The 18458-nt window shown below is 54.1% G+C and carries 15 protein-coding genes and 1 pseudogene; 8 read left to right on the top strand and 8 right to left on the bottom strand.

What is annotated here, in order from left to right:
- Position 1 precedes the first annotated feature (1 nt).
- Positions 2-718 (top strand): 5-amino-6-(5-phospho-D-ribitylamino)uracil phosphatase YigB, encoded by a 717-nt coding sequence (gene yigB / locus D6M16_RS00300; RefSeq protein ID WP_120510085.1) that lies wholly within the window; start codon positions 2-4, stop codon positions 716-718.
- Between the two features lie 2 nt (positions 719-720).
- Here the strand turns inward: yigB and D6M16_RS00295 are convergent, their stop codons facing one another.
- The 4 genes from D6M16_RS00295 to D6M16_RS00280 all read right to left on the bottom strand — a co-directional run bounded on the left by D6M16_RS00295 (position 721) and on the right by D6M16_RS00280 (position 3110).
- Positions 721-1179: a DoxX family protein gene (locus tag D6M16_RS00295; protein WP_120510084.1), complete on the bottom strand. Its 459-nt coding sequence runs from the start codon at positions 1177-1179 to the stop codon at positions 721-723.
- 65 nt (positions 1180-1244) lie between these two features.
- A complete protein-coding gene (locus tag D6M16_RS00290) occupies positions 1245-1997 on the bottom strand; it encodes an HvfC/BufC N-terminal domain-containing protein (protein ID WP_120510083.1) in 753 nt (250 codons plus the stop codon).
- Positions 1978-2850: an MNIO family bufferin maturase gene (gene bufB / locus D6M16_RS00285; RefSeq protein WP_120510082.1), complete on the bottom strand. Its 873-nt coding sequence runs from the start codon at positions 2848-2850 to the stop codon at positions 1978-1980. Before bufB ends, D6M16_RS00290 begins: the two co-directional genes overlap by 20 nt.
- A 2-nt stretch (positions 2851-2852) precedes the next feature.
- Positions 2853-3110 carry a BufA1 family periplasmic bufferin-type metallophore gene (locus tag D6M16_RS00280; RefSeq protein WP_120510119.1) on the bottom strand — a complete coding sequence of 86 codons (258 nt, stop codon included), beginning with the start codon at positions 3108-3110 and terminating at the stop codon, positions 2853-2855.
- A gap of 278 nt (positions 3111-3388) precedes the next feature.
- Between D6M16_RS00280 and uvrD the strand changes: the two genes are divergently transcribed.
- Complete coding sequence (gene uvrD / locus D6M16_RS00275; protein WP_120510081.1) at positions 3389-5560, top strand: DNA helicase II; 2172 nt, start codon at positions 3389-3391, stop codon at positions 5558-5560.
- 84 nt (positions 5561-5644) lie between these two features.
- On the opposite strand, the gene ggt is transcribed toward uvrD, so the two are convergent.
- Positions 5645-7390 (bottom strand): gamma-glutamyltransferase, encoded by a 1746-nt coding sequence (ggt, locus tag D6M16_RS00270; protein WP_120510080.1) that lies wholly within the window; start codon positions 7388-7390, stop codon positions 5645-5647.
- Between the two features lie 114 nt (positions 7391-7504).
- Positions 7505-8416, bottom strand: a complete 912-nt coding sequence (rarD, locus tag D6M16_RS00265; protein WP_120510079.1) for an EamA family transporter RarD — start codon at positions 8414-8416, stop codon at positions 7505-7507.
- 199 nt (positions 8417-8615) lie between these two features.
- Here rarD and recQ point away from each other — a divergent pair, with 199 nt between their 5' ends.
- The 4 genes from recQ to D6M16_RS00245 all read left to right on the top strand — a co-directional run bounded on the left by recQ (position 8616) and on the right by D6M16_RS00245 (position 12401).
- The gene (gene recQ, locus D6M16_RS00260) at positions 8616-10463 is read left to right on the top strand and encodes an ATP-dependent DNA helicase RecQ (protein WP_120510078.1); all 1848 of its coding nucleotides are present in this window, start codon (positions 8616-8618) and stop codon (positions 10461-10463) included.
- A gap of 293 nt (positions 10464-10756) precedes the next feature.
- Positions 10757-11074: a DUF3630 family protein gene (locus D6M16_RS00255; RefSeq protein ID WP_120510077.1), complete on the top strand. Its 318-nt coding sequence runs from the start codon at positions 10757-10759 to the stop codon at positions 11072-11074.
- Positions 11075-11230: 156 nt separating this feature from the next.
- Positions 11231-11908: a 7-cyano-7-deazaguanine/7-aminomethyl-7-deazaguanine transporter gene (locus D6M16_RS00250; RefSeq protein WP_120510076.1), complete on the top strand. Its 678-nt coding sequence runs from the start codon at positions 11231-11233 to the stop codon at positions 11906-11908.
- A gap of 58 nt (positions 11909-11966) precedes the next feature.
- Positions 11967-12401, top strand: coding sequence for a GNAT family N-acetyltransferase (locus tag D6M16_RS00245; RefSeq protein WP_120510075.1), 435 nt, complete (start codon positions 11967-11969; stop codon positions 12399-12401).
- Between the two features lie 507 nt (positions 12402-12908).
- On the opposite strand, the gene elbB is transcribed toward D6M16_RS00245, so the two are convergent.
- A complete protein-coding gene (elbB, locus tag D6M16_RS00240) occupies positions 12909-13559 on the bottom strand; it encodes an isoprenoid biosynthesis glyoxalase ElbB (protein ID WP_120510074.1) in 651 nt (216 codons plus the stop codon).
- A 326-nt stretch (positions 13560-13885) separates the two neighbouring features.
- On the opposite strand from elbB, the gene polA reads away from it, so the two are divergent.
- Positions 13886-16672 (top strand): DNA polymerase I, encoded by a 2787-nt coding sequence (polA, locus tag D6M16_RS00235; protein ID WP_120510073.1) that lies wholly within the window; start codon positions 13886-13888, stop codon positions 16670-16672.
- A gap of 197 nt (positions 16673-16869) precedes the next feature.
- A pseudogene (gene spfP / locus D6M16_RS22755) lies at positions 16870-16914 on the top strand (small protein SpfP); the annotation flags it as partial.
- 753 nt (positions 16915-17667) lie between these two features.
- On the opposite strand, the gene yihA reads toward spfP, so the two are convergent.
- On the bottom strand, positions 17668-18342 hold the full coding sequence (gene yihA, locus D6M16_RS00230) for a ribosome biogenesis GTP-binding protein YihA/YsxC (RefSeq protein ID WP_120510072.1): 675 nt from the start codon (positions 18340-18342) through the stop codon (positions 17668-17670).
- Positions 18343-18458: the final 116 nt, after the last annotated feature.

Here is an 18458-nt window from a genome sequence, read left to right as displayed (position 1 = left end):
CATGCAGTTTTACCGCAGTTTTCGTTCTCCCAAAGCGCTTACCTTCGATCTGGACGATACCCTGTACGATAACTACCCGGTGATTCTGCGCGCCGAACAGGCCATGTATGACTGGCTGGCCGCCGCGCACCCGGCTTCCGACGCCCTGAGTCCCGCCGACTGGCAGCGGCTCAAATACCAATTGGCCAAAGATAATCCCATGTTGCGCCACGATGTCACCGAATGGCGCCGGGTCATGTTGCGCACCGGCCTGATCCGGCTCGGCTATTCGCAGAGTCAGGCCTCTGAGGCCACGGAAGAAGGTTTGCAAATAGTACTCACAGTCAGAAATCAGGTCGATGTGCCTGACCTGACCCATGCCGTGCTGAGCGAACTGGCAAAACGGGTGCCGCTGCTGGCCATTACCAATGGCAATGTTGACGCGGATAAAATCGGTCTGGGTCAGTATTTCTCCCGGGTATTGGTGGCAGGGCGTGACGGCCTGTCCAAACCTGAACCGGATTTATTTATCCAGGCTCAGGCGCTGCTGGGAGTGTCTGCGGCGGATATTCTTCATGTCGGCGATCACCTGATCAGCGATGTGGGGGGCGCGCGCCGCAGCGGTTTTCAGGCCTGCTGGTTTAATGATCAGTCACGCCAGATGCATCAGGAGTCTAACGCGGCCTGGTTGCCGGATGTCGAAATCCACACTCTGGATCAGCTGTTGTCACTGGTGTGAGCTTATTCCAGTAAGCGGCTGGGTCGTCGTGCCTGGCCGGACAGATGATCCAGCGATACCAGTCCCGCCCCCCAGAACACATTGATCAGCAGCATCATGCCCCACAGCTGATGGTCAAAAAAGCCCTTCTCCCACAGCAGCGGATAGGACACCACGGCTATGATGTTGAAGACAAACAGCAGCAGCGCCATCGGCCGGGTCAGCAAACCCAGTACCAGAAAGACCGGCACTATCAGCTCTGTCGCCGTACCCAGATAGGCGGCGATTCGCCAGGGCAGCAGGGGAACCTGATATTCATATTCAAACAGATACAGGGTGCTGTCCCAGCTCTGGTATTTGATCATGCCCGAGTTGAAAAAGACCCAGGCGACCCATAACCGGGTGAATAACAGCAGCAGGGGCGTCAGCGGCGCCAGTATACGGCTGAACCGGGTATCAAGATCTTTAATACGGTAGAGCATGTCAGCCTCCTGATCTTCAGTGCAGCGCCGAGGTGGCGTTGATACTGAAGTGCTGAATATTTTGATTACATATCATCAGCATAGTGGATATCGCAAAAAACCTGTGCCGCAATCAGCTCCCCCAGCACGGCCAGCATCTCCTGGCTGGCCTGTTTCAGTGGCTGATGTTGCCGCGCCAGATGCACCAGTGCGATTCCCGCCTGAGTGGTGGCAATCACGGCCGGTCCGGGCAGCACTATGGCAGATTCACGTGTCTGGATGGTCAATCCGTCCAGTTGATCATCGCGTATTGCCAGCCACAGCGAGGCAACCGCATAGTCGCTGTCCAGTAACCAGCAGGCAGGCTGAGGGAGTAATCTGGCTTCAGCCAGACGCTGCTCTGTCAGCCCCTGTAGTTTTTCCAGCGGAAACGGCGCCAGGGCCGCATCGTACATGGACGCCCGGTCGACCAGCCACTCTAAGGCCGCCAGGTCGGTGAGATAGGGCACAGCATCAACCAGTGATGGCTGAGCACAAATCGTCTGGTCAAAACCGCCGCCATAATGGCTGACATCGCCCTGCTCCAACGGTGTGGTCAGAATATGCTGGCGGGCCAGCGCAGAAAAACACGCCTCACCCACCACGGCTTTTACGGCCGGATAGGTGGCTTCCAGTACTTCGCTCAGGCTGATCACAAAGTTGTTGCGGTAGATTTGCAGCCGTTGTTCGGCGCTGAAAAGGTTATCGCTGATCAGGTCGGCGACATCGCTTGGCCGGTATTGTAAGGCCTGGGCAAAATGCGTCTGCAGGGTGGCCAGATCAGGCACGTCGTCTTTCATGCTCGTCTCCGCCAGGGGGGATTTCACGCAGAATCTGGCGGGCCTTGTCGGCTTCGCCCAGCAGCACTTCGAGCGGGGGAATGTCGAGGTCCCATTCGATCAGGGTTGGCACTGAACCGTGCGTTTGCACCCAGTCCCGGTACAGTTGCCAGACGGGGTCACTGACCGGGCGGCTGTGGGTATCAATCCAGATCTCACCTTCATCAAGTTGTTTGACCGTAAAGCCAGCCAGATGGATTTCTTTGACGGCGTCAGGGTTCAGCGCTGCCAGATAGGTGGCACAGTCAAAACCGTGATTGAAACTGCTGACATAAATGTTATTGAGGTCCAGCAGCAGGCCGCAGCCGGTACGCTGCTGAACAAGATCCAGAAAATCCCACTCGGTGTACGTGGCATGGCTGAAGCTCAGGTAGCTGGACGGGTTTTCAAGCAGTAACCGGCGTCCCAGCGTCTCTTGTACCTGATGAATTTTAGCGCAGACCACATTCAGTGCTTGGTCCGTGTAGGGAATGGGCAGCAGGTCGTTGAAATACTGGCCGTTGATTGAACTCCAGCTTAAATGGTCAGACACGGCGATGGGCTGAATATCGTCGATCAGGCGTTTGAGCTGAGCCAGGTGACGGACATCCAGCGGATCAGCCGAGCCCAGCGACAGGCCGATACCGTGGCAGCTGATCGGGGTATGGTCAGCGATGCGGTTCAGGCTGTGGCGCGACGGGCTGTCGGGGTGGAAATAGTTTTCGCTGTGAATTTCCAGCCAGCCCACTTCAGGCGGGTCGATGGCGGTAAACAGACTCAGGTGGGGCGCTCGCAGGCCAATCCCCACCTGTTGAAAAGCATGATCTCGTATCATGGTTAGCTGCTTTGCGTGCTGCCGCCTGCCAGACGATCACACAGGCCTTTGGGTACCATGATAAAGGCGTCTTTCTGAGCATCTGTTTTGGCAGTGCCGGCACAGGAGCCGGTTTTGGTGGCGCAGTCATTTTTACCGGCTTTGGCGACGCCGTAGCATTTTTCTTTGGCCTCGGCGGCGGTTGCGGGTGCAGAGAGTGTACCGGCCAGAATCAACAGACCGGAGACGGCGGTGGCTAAGGCTAAGTGGCTCTTGTTCATCATCATTCCTCTTTCAGTAGACAGTGAGATGTCACAGTGAACGAACGTCCGTCCTGCAGTATCGGCCACCAGTGAGTGGCTCATTTGCAGAGTAGACCCTCTTATAAAGACTAGAAAGGCAGGCGGGCGGATAAATTTCAGCCGGGAGAGATTTATCGTGAAAATCGGCAACAGCTTTGGGTTTTAGCGGGTGAAGAAAGAAGCAGGCGACAGGGCAGGCATTCTCTGTCTGAGCTGTTATAATCACCGCCAGTGTATAAATAACCAGTAGAAAGGCGATGGACGTTTCACTCTTGTTAGATGGTCTTAATGACAAACAACGCGAAGCGGTGGCGGCACCGCTGGGGAATCATTTGGTACTGGCCGGCGCCGGCAGTGGTAAAACACGGGTGCTGGTGCACCGGATTGCCTGGTTGCTGCGGGTAGAAGAAGCCTCGCCTTTCTCACTGATGTCGGTCACCTTTACCAACAAAGCGGCGGCAGAGATGCGCGGACGTATCAATGCGCTGATGCAGGGTAACTGCGCCGGAATGTGGAACGGTACCTTTCACGGCCTGAGCCACCGCATGCTGCGCGCCCATTATCTCGATGCCAAGCTGCCGGAAGATTTCAATATCATCGATTCTGATGATCAGATGCGCCTGCTGCGCCGCCTGATCAAAGCCCAGAACCTGGATGAAAAGCAGTGGCCGGCCCGTCAGGCGGCCTGGTATATCAATGGTAAGAAAGATGAGGGGCTGCGCCCGTCGCATATCGAAACCTTTAACGACCCGGTTGAACAGACCTGGCTGAAGCTCTATACCGCGTATCAGGAAGCCTGTGATCGCGCCGGTCTGGTCGATTTTGCCGAATTGCTGCTGCGCGCCTTTGAGCTGCTCAAATACAACAAGCATATCCGCGAGCATTATCAGGCCCGCTTCAAGCACATACTGGTGGACGAGTTTCAGGATACCAACAATATCCAGTTTGCCTGGCTGCGCCTGATGGCCGGCCCGGCATGCCATGTAATGATAGTCGGTGATGATGACCAGTCTATCTATGGCTGGCGTGGCGCCAAGGTCGAAAATATCCAACGCTTTCTGCGCGAGTTTTCCAACACCTCCAGTATTTTCCTGGAGCAGAACTACCGTTCAACCGGCAATATTCTTCAGGCCGCCAACGCCCTGATTGCCCATAACAATGAGCGGATGGGCAAGAATCTGTGGACCGACGGCAGCGAAGGGGAAAAAATTTCCGTTTACTCTGCCTTTAACGAACTGGATGAAGCCCGGTTTGTGGTGGGTAAGATCAAAAGCTGGCAGGACAGTGGCGGTGCGCTCAATGACACGGCCATGCTGTATCGCAGCAATGCCCAGTCGCGGGTGTTGGAAGAAGCGTTAATTCAGGCGGGTATGCCGTACCGGATTTACGGTGGCATGCGCTTCTTCGAGCGGCAGGAAATCAAAGATGCGCTGTCGTACCTGCGACTGATCGCCAACCGCAATGATGATGCCTCGTTTGAGCGGGTGGTCAATACCCCGACCCGGGGGCTGGGCGAGCGTACTCTCGATACCATACGTATGGCCGCCCGCGATCGCGGGATGACAATGTGGCGGGCCAGTGTCGAGTTGCTGGACGAAAAAGTGCTGGCAGGTCGGGCTGCCAATTCACTGCGCCGGTTTGTCGAGCTGGTGAATGCACTGGAAGACGATACTCGCGACCTGCCGTTGTATCAGCAGACCGATGAAGTCATTCGCGCGTCGGGGCTGCGGGCCATGTACGAGCAGGAAAAGGGCGAGAAAGCCCAGGCTCGGATTGAAAACCTGGAAGAGCTGGTGACCGCTACCCGGCAGTTTGAAGTGCCGGAAGAAGCCGAAGAAATGAGCCCGCTGGCGGCCTTTCTGTCGCATGCCGCGCTGGAAGCCGGTGAAGGGCAGGCCGATGAATTTGATGATGCCGTGCAGTTGATGACCTTGCACAGTGCCAAAGGGCTGGAATTTCCTGTGGTCTTTATGGTGGGGGTCGAAGAAGGGATGTTCCCGAGCTTTCGCACCTCAGAAGAGCATGGCCGTCTCGAAGAAGAGCGCCGTTTGTGCTACGTCGGAATGACGCGGGCGATGGAAAAACTCTACATTACCCATGCCGAAATGCGGCGTTTGTACGGTAAAGACAATTTCCACAAAGTGTCGCGCTTTGTCCGGGAAATTCCGGAAGAGTTTATCGAAGAAGTGCGGATGAAAGCGCAGGTGTCGCGTCCGTCCACCGGCGGCCGTTTCAGCCAGACCCAGGTCAACGATAACTTTAATCAGACCGGCTTTAATCTGGGCCAGCGGGTCCAGCACCCGAAATTCGGCGAAGGGACCATTATCAATTTTGAAGGCAGTGGCGCCCAGAGCCGGGTTCAGGTGGCTTTCAACGGTGAGGGCATCAAGTGGCTGGTCACTCAGTACGCCAAGCTGGAAGCCATGTAAATTCTCATTGATGGCTTGAAAAAAACGCGCCGCTCTCCTGAGGAGACGGCGCGTTTTTGATCCTGCCTGACGAGATAGGGCCGCTTACTGCGCGACCACTTTGCCTTCCCGGCGAGGATCGGCGGCCCCGTTGAGCTGTCCGCGGAACAGGCCGATCGCCTGAACACCTGAGTTGAGCGGCTTGATCTGAACCTCAAAGCCCAGTTTTTCCAGCTCCGGCGCCCAGTGCTCAGCACTGGTTCCCTGCTCCAGCTCGAACGGGCCGAAGCGATTGTTCATGTTGGGCAGATCAATCGCCTGCTGCAGGCTCAATCCCCAGTCGAGGTGAGCTATCAGAGTTTTGGCGACATAGCCGATGATCTGGCTGCCGCCCGGCGAACCGATGGCCAGTACCGGCTGGTCGTCTTTCAGCACTATGGTTGGCGCCATGGACGAACGCGGCCGTTTACCGGGTTCGACCCGGTTGGCAATCGGGACACCATGGTCGTGGCTGCTGAATGAAAAGTCGGTCAGCTCATTGTTGAGCAGAAAGCCGCGTACCATCAGGCGGGAGCCAAAGCCGTTCTCAATCGTGGTGGTCATCGACAGCACGTTTCTGTCTGTGTCGACGACCACCAGGTGGCTGGTGGAGGGGAGCTCAAGCGCATTATCCTGGCCGTAATTCACGGCGTGCGACCAGGGCGGCAATCCCGCACTGACCTCTTGTAAAGCCTGGCTGCTTTTCAGCAGGCCGGCGCGCTGACTGAGGTAATCTTTGTCCAACAGCCCCTCGGTCGGCATAGGGACATAATCGCTGTCGGCCATATAGCGGCCGCGATCAGCAAAGGCGAGACGGGATGCATCGCCGATCAAATGCCAGCTCAGGGCTTTTTGCGGTCCCAGTTCTTTCATCGGAAAATGACTCAGTATCCCCAGGATCTGACCCAGCGTCAGGGCCCCGGAACTGGGCGGTCCCATGCCGCAGACCTCATACTGGCGATACGGTGCGCAGACCGCCGGGCGTTCTTTGACCTGATAGGTGGCCAGATCCATGGTGTTGAGCACCCCGGGATTGCCTTCAGCGTTGCGCACGGTTTTGACTATGTCTTTGGCAATCTCACCGTGATAAAAGGCACTGGCGCCGCGTTCGGCAATTTGCTGCAGGGTATCGGCATAGGCCGGATTCCTCAGGGTTTCCCCGGCTTTCAGCGCCTGCCCGTTCGGGAAGAAGTAGGCTTTGGTGGTCGGCCAGCGCTGCAGGCGTTCGCTGTCTTCCTGCACTAATTGCGCCAGTCGCGGGCTGACGGTAAAGCCGTCACGGGCCAGGGTAATGGCGGGTTCAAACAGATCTTTCCAGGCCAATTTGCCCAAACGCTGGTGGGTATGCCACATCAGTTTGACTGTGCCTGGTGTGCCGACAGAGCGGCCACCGACCACAGCATCGTAGAAAGCTAAAGGCTTGCCGTTTTCATCCTGGAACAGCTGCGGCGTGACTTCGGCCGGGGCCGTTTCACGGCCGTCGAAGGTGGTCAGGGCTTCTTCTTTATTGTCCCAGTAGACCAGAAATGCCCCGCCTCCCAAACCGGATGATTGCGGCTCGGTCAGCCCCAGCACCAGCTGCGCGGCAATCATGGCATCAATGGCATTGCCGCCTTTGGCCAGCATAGCGGCCCCGGCATCACTGGCATACGGGTTGGCAGTGGCGATCATCCACTCTTTACCTGTGACCTGCGCGTTACGCTGAAAGCCCGTGGCCCCTTCCGGGGCGATGAGATCTGTGGCTTGTTCACTGTAGGCAGAGGCGGAGAGCAAGGCGCAGGTCAGAGCCAGCGCAAGGGAAGTCCTTTTCATGGCTTATCCTTCTGAAAATGGTTTGGAATCAGTCAATAAGATTAGGTGTTTTTAACACAGATTGCCCACGGGTGTGAGCAATCTGTGTGTGAAGTGGCAAGCGGGCGGGCAGCGTCAGGCGATTTGGGCTTTCTTGCGGCTCTGGCGGTGACCCTTGATGCCATCGTAGCTGAACAGCACCAGCGCAACCCAGATGCAGGCAAATGTCAGGCTCTTGTCGGCACTGAATTGCTCACCGTACACGGCGACGGCCAGCAGGAACATCAGGCTGGGACCTATGTACTGGAAAAAACCCAAGGTCGACAGCTTGAGCTTGGTGGCCGCGCCGGTAAAGCACAGCAAGGGCAGTGTGGTGACTATACCTGCCGCCATCAGCAGCAGGTTGGTATCCAGGCTATTCAGCGTCCAGTTTGAGGTCGGGCTGCTGGCGAACAGCAACACATAACCCAGTGCCAGTGGCAGCAGGATGCTGGTTTCCATGAACAGGCCGGTCTGGGCATCCAGATTGACCTTTTTGCGCAGCAGGCCGTAGACACCAAAACTGGCCGCCAGCACCAAGGCGACCCAGGGCAGGGAGCCGAAGTGGATTAACTGTACCAGTACGCCGCCGGCGGCCAGCACCACAGCCAGCCATTGCAGAGGGCGCAGGCGCTCGCCCAGAAACACCATACCCAGCAACACATTCAGCAGCGGATTGATGAAATAGCCCAGGCTGGCATCGAGCATATAGTTGCTGTTGACCGCCCAGATAAAGATCAGCCAGTTGGCCCCTATAATGACTGAGCTGGCGAGCAGCATCAGCAGGACTTTGGGTTGTTTGAGCACCTGGCGGACTTTGCCCCAGCCCTTGCCAAGAAAGAGTAATCCCGCCAGAAAAAAGAAAGACCAGAGAATGCGGTGGCTGAGGATTTCCAGCGGACTGACGCTTTGCAGCATCTTAAAGTAAATCGGTGCAATGCCCCACATGGTGTAGGCGGCGATCGCCAGTATGACCCCGCGTTGGGTCGTTTTTGCTTGCTCGTCCATGCTATTCCAGTACGTTATGGTCAATATTGAGAGGAAGGTATGGGCATTGCGCTAGATATGCCCGGATGGGCAGTATAATGCCAGCCAGATCAAAATGACCAGCGACTTCTTTTGCTGGCGCGGTTACCGTGAGGCTGGCGCTCCCATCCGGGATCTGAATGGTATAGAATAGCCGGCTGTGTCAATCAAGAGTGAAGTCATGTCCGCCTCAACCCCTGATCTCAGCCGTGCCGTTTCATCCGCCAGCAGCGAGCAGATTCTGCAGCAGGTGTTTGGCTACCAGTCTTTCCGGCCCGGCCAGCAGGCAGTGATCGAGGCAGTGGCATCTGGCCGTGATTGCCTGGTGATCTTACCGACCGGGGGCGGCAAGTCGCTCTGTTATCAGATCCCGGCGCTGATGCGTGAAGGGCTGACTCTGGTCATCTCCCCGTTAATTTCACTGATGAAAGATCAGGTCGACCAGCTGCAGGCCAATGGCGTGGCAGCGGGGTGCCTCAATTCCACCATGTCCGCGGACGCAATACAGTCTACCTGGCAGGGGATGGCAGACGGCACGCTCAAGCTGGTGTACGTGTCGCCGGAACGGGTAGTGAGCCGGGATTTTATCGACCGGCTCAGCGGTTTACCGGTCAGCCTGCTTGCCGTGGATGAAGCACACTGTATTTCCCAGTGGGGGCACGATTTTCGGCCAGAGTATGCCTCTTTGGGCATGCTCAAGCAGCACTTTCCCACCATGCCTGTCATTGCCCTGACCGCCACGGCAGACGACACCACCCGGCAGGACATCATGAACCGGCTGGCGCTGGATGCGCCTTTTACGCATCTGGGCAGCTTTGACCGCCCCAATATCCGCTATACCCTGCAGGAAAAGTACAAGCCGATGGCGCAGCTGGTGCGCTTTTTAGCCAGCGTGCGGGGCCAGAGCGGGATTATTTACTGTAACAGCCGCAAGAAAGTGGAACAGGTGGCCGAGAAGCTCACCGAGCAGGGGATACGCGCAGCGGCTTATCATGCCGGGCTGGAACACGACGAGCGGATCCGGGTGCAGGAAGGGTTCCAGCGTGATGACATTCAGGTCGTCGCCGCCACTGTGGCCTTCGGTATGGGGATTAATAAACCCAATGTCCGCTTCGTGGTGCATTTTGATATTCCACGCAATATCGAATCCTATTATCAGGAAACCGGCCGGGCCGGGCGCGATGGCCTGCCCGCCGAAGCTGTGATGTTTTATGACCCGGCAGATCTGGCCTGGTTGCGCCGCTGTCTGGATGAAAAAGAGGAAGGCCCGCAAAAGCAGGTCGAAAGTCATAAGCTCAATGCCATGGGGGCGTTTGCCGAGGCACAGACCTGTCGCCGCCAGGTACTGCTGCATTACTTTGGCGAGCACAGTGAGCACGCCTGTGGTAACTGCGATATCTGTATTGATCCGCCCCAGCATTTTGAGGCACTGGAAATGGCGCAGAAGGCGCTGTCCTGTGTCTATCGGGTGAATCAGCGTTTTGGGGTGCATCATGTGGTCGATGTACTGCGCGGCCTGCAAAATGCCAAAGTCCGGGAGCAGGGGCATGACAAGCTCAGCACCTACGGCATTGGCCGCGAACACAGCCATGAATTCTGGGTCAGTATTGTGCGCCAGCTGATCCACCGCGGCTTCCTGACCCAGAACATAGTCAACAGCTCCACCCTGCAGCTGACTGACAAAGCACGCTCTGTACTGCGGGGGGAGATCAGCCTTCAGCTCGCGGTGCCGCGGATTGACAGCAGCGCGCGCGGCAATAACCGCCAGGACAACCGGCTCAAACGGCAGTATGACAAGAAACTGTTTTCCAAACTGCGGATGGTACGTAAAGCGATTGCCGACGAAGAATCTCTGCCGCCTTATGTGGTCTTCAATGATGCCAGCCTGATGGAAATGGCCGAGCGTTTGCCGACGTCTGAAGGGGAATTGCTGGCCGTCAACGGTGTCGGTCAGCGTAAGCTGGAAAAATACGGCAAGGTATTTTTATCTGTGATCGAAGAGCATTTGCTGGCCGCTGCCGAGTATTAACCGGACCGAGCCTGAGGCAAAAAAATACCGGACAATCCTTGATTATCCGGCAGAGAGTGTAGCAGATACAAAATCCGGGATTTTGTGTACTACAAAACAGCTTGCGTATTGGGGTGAGAATGCAATTCATCACCACAGTGTTACCCGGCTAGGCCTCCTGGCCGTCAAGGCAACCGGGCGATAAGACCACGAATCTTTGCCCATTGCTATGCCTTGCTTATGCTTTGATACGCTAATACACACTTACTTACACCATAACCGCCCGGCAGCGGCGGATATTGGAAGGGCACCCTATGATTTATTCGACTGACATCCGTTTTGGCGTTCGCGAGTTCGACCACGCACAGGGTTGTCTGCATCTGCTGACCCCGGATTTTGACTATGACAGCTTTGCCGATGTCGCGCAGGCGCTGGTCACTGTGCTGGGGGCGAGCGTAGTAGAAAAAGAGGCCAATGCCGATTTACATATCTGGCTGATCGATTTTGAAGGTTGCCGGATGATGCTGAAAGGCGAGCATTACAGTGCGGCGATGTGGCTGGAATTACTCAGCCGGGATGACAGCGACACCCTGGCATTTCTGGCAAGCTGGCTTGAAAAGTTGACTCACTAATCAAATTTTAACAGCAAACGTTTGCCATACCCTGTGGTGTCTTGGCAGTCGGATTGGTTACTGTATAATCAGCGCCTTTGGTGACAGCGCTGTACATAAAATGTGCTGTTGGTGTGTTTGGGTTCCCTCGCCCCCATTTGACAAAAAGGTCTGTTGATGACGACTTCTCCTTTCTCGCCGGCCCAGCAGCGCCAGGCTCTGTGGATTCTGGTACTGTTCCACCTGGTGATCATTGCTTCCAGCAACTATCTGGTTCAGATCCCTTTTACCTTGTTTGGTGTCCATACTACCTGGGGGGCTTTTACCTTCCCGTTTATTTTTCTGGCCACCGATCTGACGGTACGTATTTACGGTGCCAGCATGGCGCGTAAGATTATTACCCGGGTTATGCTGCCGGCTTTGGCCGTGTCTTATTTCCTCTCTGTGGTTTTCTATCAGGGGGCGTTTCAGGGGATCGCGCCGCTGGGCGAGTTTAACCTCTTTGTGGCCCGGATCGCGATTGCCAGCTTTATGGCTTATCTGCTGGGACAGATCCTGGATGTTTCCGTGTTCAACCGCCTGCGCCAATGCAAGCAATGGTGGATAGCGCCCACCTGCTCGACGGTATTCGGTAATGCTATAGATACTATTGCTTTCTTTGCTATCGCCTTTTACCAGAGCCCGGATGCTTTCATGGCTGAGCACTGGGTGGAAATTGCCCTTGTGGATTACGGCGTGAAGCTCATTATCAGCCTGGGTTTGTTCGTGCCTATGTACGGCGTACTGCTCAATTATCTGGTCAAGCGTCTGACCCGGCTGCGGCCTCAGCTTGAGCCCTCGCAGGGGCTGTCATAAACTCAAAGCCGGCAAGCGCCGGCTTTTTTGTGAGCCAAAACTGAGTGTGGGAGCTGTGATGAAAATACGAGAAGCCAGTCTGGCTGAGGCGGCAAGCGTACTGGCCAGAATTCAAGAATTTGATCATCCTGAGACAGAGCACAGCCTGGCAACCCGGGTGCGCGGGCGTTGCCCTTTGATTCTGGTGGCGGAGCAAGAGGGTGAACTGATAGGCGTGAAAATTGGCTATAGCCTGTCGGAAACCTGTTATTACAGCTGGCTTGGCGGCGTGGTCGCCGAAGGGCGTCACAATGGGGTGGCTCAGGCTCTGATGAGCACTCAGGAAGCCTGGGTAAAAGAGCAGGGCTATCTGGAGCTGAGAGTCAAATCCCGTAACCGTTACCCTTCGATGCTGAGATTGTTACTGAGAAACGGTTACCAGATAGAGCATATGGAGAAGAAAGACGGCATTGAGGATTACCGCCTGCATTTCGTGAAAAGTTGGGATAAATAGAGTAAATGAAAATTATTCGCAAATAATGCTTGATCAATAAATGAGAATGGTTATTATTAACTTGCTTTCAGCGAGAAACGAACAGCAAGGCGTTTCTGGTCTGATAGCACGACATTGCTCACATTGCTTCCAGTGTACTTTAGCGAGGGCAGATATTGAGTGTAGGGCTGAATATGCTGTCGACTTTTGCTTAGCGGTGCTTGTTTTCAAGCACCGCTTTTTCTTTTGTATCTGCCAGAAGAGAGCTGGGCAAGTGACAAGCAGATGAAGGTATTGAATTTATTAGTGAATGAAAATTATTATCAATTAATGCTTGCAAAGGTAATGAGAATAGTTATTATTAACTTGCACTCAGCGGGAAGAAAGCAGTAGCAGTTTCCGTATGAAGGCACGACATTGCTCACATTGCTTCCAGTAATACAGCTTGGTCAGGTTTTTGGTGTAGGGCTAAAGACAATGATCTCTTCTGCTGAGCGGCGCTTGTATAAAGCGCCGCTTTTTTCTTTTTCAGGCCATTTTGACCAGTTGCTGCACCAGCTTGTTGATCCCGCTGGCCGCTTCTGAGATTGAGCCTGCCAGCATGTAAGCCGGAGTGCTTAACAAACAGCGTTCCTGATCCAGCACAAACTCATCGACAGGGCAGTCAATATGATCGCCGCCCATGGCGCGAAATGCACTGGCCACTTCTTTTTCATGTCCTATAGTGCCTTTTGCGCCCTTACCATAAATCTGGGGGATCAAGACCGGTGCAATGCACAGATAAGCGGCCGGTTTCTGCGCCCGGGCAAATTCCTGGCAGGCACGTTTGACCTCGGGGTGGATCTGGCAGGATGCGCCGCTGAAGGCGAAGTCTGACAGGTTTTTGGCTGCACCGAAGCCACCCGGCAGCAGCAGGGCATCGAAGTCATGTGCGCTTAATTCAGCCACATCCTGGATCTGTCCCCGGGCAATGCGCGAGGCTTCGATCAGTACATTGCGTGTTTCATCCATGGGCTCGCCGGTAATATGGTTAATCACATGGTGTTGATCCACGTTCGGGGCGAAGCAGTGCCAGCTGGCACCTGCCTGCTCTATGGCGTACAGCGCCAGCACAGCTTCATGGATCTCGCTGCCGTCAAAGACACCGGAACCGCTTAATATCACTGCAACCTTTTTCATCTTGGCCTCCTTTTTGTTCAACCTTGGGGAATTTGACATCGCTTTGACCGATTACACTGCCATCTGATAACTTTTTCCACACTTGATGATCTTTTCAGGATCAAGGGTTATTTTTGGTTATATATTTTAAGTGTATGATTTTTAGTTAATTTAAATCATCTTTCTCAAGTTATTCAAAAAAAGATCATCAGGCTTATTCCAAAAACTCACAAACTTATCCACAGGTGGAGTGAGTCAGGAAGGGAAAAACTTCTGTTAACACTCGGCACATCTCATGGCATCCTAAGACCCTGATCCTTTTATCTTCCAGATACAGACAATCCATTATGGCAACTATTCCAGAAAATCCACTGATCCTGATCGATGGTTCCTCGTATCTTTATCGTGCATATCATGCTTCGCCCAATTTCACTAACTCTGATGGTGAACCAACCGGGGCTGTGTATGGCGTGGTAAATATGTTGCGTAGCATGCTGCGTCAATTTGCGACGGAACATATTGCTGTTGTCTTTGATGCCAAAGGCAAGACTTTCCGCGATGAACTATATCCCGAGTATAAAGCGCATCGCCCGCCTATGCCGGATGATTTGCGTGCTCAGATAGAGCCGTTGCACGCCATTATCAAAGCCATGGGCCTGCCGCTGATTTGCGAGCCCGGGGTCGAGGCTGATGATGTCATCGGTACGCTGGCTCGTCAGGCCTCTCAGGCCGGGATGCCTGTGCTGATCAGCACAGGTGATAAAGACATGGCGCAGCTGGTGGATGAGAATATTACCCTGATCAACACCATGACGGGTGTGGTGATGGATCCTGACGGGGTACGGGAAAAGTTCGGTATCGGTCCGGAACTGATCATTGATTATCTGGCCCTGATGGGAGATAAGGTCGACAACATTCCCGGTGTGCCTGGTGTGGGTGACAAGACAGCCACCGCCTTGCTGACCGGGATTGGCGGCCTGAAAGATCTGTATGACAACCTGGATGCGATTGCGGCACTGGGCTTCCGTGGCTCGAAAACCATGGCCAAGAAACTGGAAGAAAACCGTGAAGCGGCGATGATGTCGTATGAACTGGCGACCATCAAACTGGATGTGGCGCTTGAATTCACGCCGCAGGAGCTGCAAAAAGGCACCCCGGATATTGATGAGCTGACCCGGCTGTTCGGTAAACTGCAATTTCGTCGCTGGCTGGCAGAAATGCTCGACGGCAGCGATGGCCGTATTGTCGCTGATGGCGCAGCCACCATTGCGACTCAAGACAGTGATCCGGCGCCGTCTTCGGCACCGGCCCCTGTGATTGACCGCAGTGGCTATGAAGTGGTGCTGGACGAAGCCCGTTTTAGCGAGTGGCTGGAGATACTCAAACAGTCGGATGTTTTTGCCTTTGATACCGAAACCGACAACCTGGACTACATGGTCGCCAATCTGGTCGGGTTGTCATTTGCGGCGGAAGAAGGCAAAGCGGCTTATGTGCCTGTGGCCCATGATTATCTGGATGCGCCGTCGCAGCTGGACCGCGACTGGGTGATCGCCCAGCTGAAACCTTTGCTGGAGGACCCGACGCAGGCCAAAGTGGGCCAGAACCTGAAATATGACGCCAGTGTCCTGGCGCGTTATGGGGTTGCCATGCAAGGCATACGTTTCGATACCATGCTGGAATCTTATGTGTACAACAGTGTGGTGGGCCGACATGACATGGACAGCCTGTCTCTGCGCTATCTGGAACACAAAACCATCAGTTTCGAAGACATTGCCGGCAAAGGTAAGAAACAGCTGACCTTTAACCAGATCGATCTGGAACAGGCTGGCCCTTATGCAGCGGAAGATGCGGATATCACCCTGCGTTTGCATAACCTGCTGATCAGCAAGCTCAATGCGGACCCTAAACTGAAAAGCGTACTGGAAGATATCGAAATGCCGCTGGTGCCTGTACTGTCTCGCATGGAGCGCACTGGTGTACTGCTTGATGCCAGTAAGCTGACTGCACAGTCGCAGGAAATTGCGGTGCGTTTAGATGAGATTCAGGCGCAAGCATACGAAGTGGCCGGTGAGGAGTTCAATCTCAGCTCACCAAAACAGCTGCAGGCTATCTTGTTTGAGAAAATGGGCTTGCCGGTAGTCAAGAAAACGCCGTCCGGAACTCCTTCGACCAACGAAGAAGTGTTGCAGGAGCTGGCACTGGATTACCCGCTGCCTAAGCTGCTGCTGGAGCACCGCGGGCTGGCGAAACTCAAATCGACTTATACTGACAAGCTGCCGCGCATGATTAACCCGGTTACCAAGCGGGTACATACCTCATACCATCAAGCTGTCGCGGCCACGGGGCGTCTGTCGTCGACCGATCCAAACCTGCAGAATATTCCTATCCGCAACGAACAAGGGCGCCGGATCCGCCAGGCCTTTATCGCACCGGAAGGCTACAAGATTCTGGCGGTCGACTACTCTCAGATTGAGCTGAGGATCATGGCCCACCTGTCCGGGGACAAAGCGCTGCTTGATGCCTTCCGGCATGGCAAGGATATCCATGCCGCGACGGCGGCCGAGATCCTTGGTCTGCCAATCGAAGAAGTCACCAGCGAACAGCGCCGTCGTGCCAAAGCCATCAATTTTGGTTTGATTTACGGCATGAGTGCCTTTGGTCTGGCCAAACAGCTGGGGATGGGCCGGAACGAGGCGCAGCAATACATGAATGTGTATTTTGAGCGATACCCGGGCGTGCTGGAATATATGGAAAGCACCCGTACCCAGGCCAGCGAGCAAGGGTATGTTGAAACCCTGTTCGGCCGTCGTCTCTATCTGCCTGATATTAAATCGCGTAATGCCATTCGCCGCAAAGCGGCGGAGCGGGCGGCGATCAACGCCCCGATGCAGGGTACGGCGGCGGATATTATCAAACGTGCCATGGTGGCCGTCGATAACTGGATCCAGACACAAGACAGCGAACGTGTCCGTCTGCTGATGCAGGTACACGATGAACTGGTGTTTGAAGTGAAAGAATCTGAGCTGGAAAGTGTCGCGAAGTCGGTCTGCGAGCTGATGGAAGCCGCCGCTGAGCTGGATGTGCCACTTATCGCGGACGCAGGCAGTGGTGACAACTGGGATCAGGCGCATTAACCTGCCTTAGCGTGCATTGCTAAACATGTAATTAAATCGTCAAGAACCGGCCAGCAGGCCGGTTTTTTTCAATCTGAATCAGGGTTTATCAAATTTTGTATAATTTAATTACGTCTTGTATGAAAAAAAACTACGAAAAGGGCTTTTTTTCTCTGCACACTTGATATACAGTTAACGGCGTAGGGTACAGAGGTAAGATGTTCTATCTTTCAGACCTTTTGTTTCACGTTATTGGATTTGGCTTTTTTAGCCGCCCTGGTCATTTGGCCAGGGCGTTTTTATTTGTAGCCGGCCAAGTCATTATCCGCTTTCACCTCCCGACAGTTGCTCACCATCTCCAGCACAAATTATCCCTTTACTGACAATATTTGCTGATACTCTGCGCATCTTGGCCAGGAATCGCGGCTAATCTGACTCGTCAGCCCGGCGCTACCGAGGTTGGGGATTATCCGGCAGGCGACTTGATGGATAATAATTAGAGCAATTACTTTAATTATAGTAATGCGGCGTTTATAATGAAGCCTGCTTCTTGTTCATATTTGTCGGGCTGAGTGAATACATTGCCAGCCGACCTATCCATGATCCGGCCACCCGTCTTTTGGGTGGCTTTTTTTTGTCATTTTGCCATGTTTCTGTAATAAAGTTCCAAACTGAAGGGGTCTGAATCTCGCGGATCGACTTAATTTGCAGAATGAAACAATTGGCCGGTCTTTTGGGCTGAGTCGGGCAAAAGTGAATGTTATGTCGGAGGCGAGCTATGGAAAATAAGGAATCAGAGGGGAAAAAACGCCCAGATTTCGTATAAAAAACTTGCGTTGGCTGGTTAAATCATTAATCCTTTCTGAACAAATATAAAAACCTCCTATTTCTCTCCCGTTGCCCCATCGTTCCGGTGGGGACATTTTTATCTGGCGTTTGTAAACGGTCTGATTAGTGCGAAAGTGAGAAAAAGGCGGGTTGATGCCTGATCGGGCGATCAGGCATATTGACTGATATTATTCTGCGTCCGGTTCAATACCGTCCTGTTTACTATTCTCTGCTTCCAGCAGCGCCTGCTGACGGGCCAGTTCCGGGGCAAACCAGGTATCGAGTTTGCGGCGGACCTGATCAACACCTATGCCTTTGAGGGCAGAAAAATTCTCGACTTCCACATCGCCACCAAAGGCCAGTGCGGCTTCGCGAATTTTCAGCAGTTGGGCTTTACGGGCACCGCTTTTGAGTTTGTCTGCTTTGGTCAGCAGCACCAGCACTGGCAGATGGCTTTCCACCGCCCAGTAAATCATTTGCTGGTCGAGATCTTTCATCGGATGGCGGATATCCATTAATACCACCAGTCCCTGCAGGCATTCGCGTTTTTGCAGGTATTCACCCAAGGCGGCCTGCCACTTCTTTTTCATCTCAAGCGGTACCTGAGCGTAGCCATAGCCGGGCAAGTCAATCAGGTTACAGCCGGTTCTGACTTCAAACATGTTGATTAATTGGGTACGCCCCGGCGTTTTTGAGGTACGTGCCAGGCTTTTCTGATCAGTCAGACGATTTAAAGCACTTGATTTACCGGCATTAGATCGGCCAGCAAATGCAATCTCAACGCCTTTATCCAAAGGAAGGTGGCGGATGTCCGGAGCACTGGTAATAAAATGGGTTTGTCTGTAGTTGAGAGGGGAATTCACTGTTAACTCCGTCAAGTCTTCTGGTCGTCGACTAATTACTTTTATGCGAAAGTGTGTAAAATGTACCACTAACCCTGCTTGGTTAGTGGTGCATTGTATACCATGTTGCTAAGCAA

The organism is Photobacterium salinisoli (assembly GCF_003614885.1).
Classification (GTDB): Bacteria; Pseudomonadota; Gammaproteobacteria; order Enterobacterales; family Vibrionaceae; genus Photobacterium; species Photobacterium salinisoli.
The sequence above is the reverse complement of the archived record's forward strand: the minus strand, read 5'-3'. Positions and strand labels throughout refer to the sequence as shown.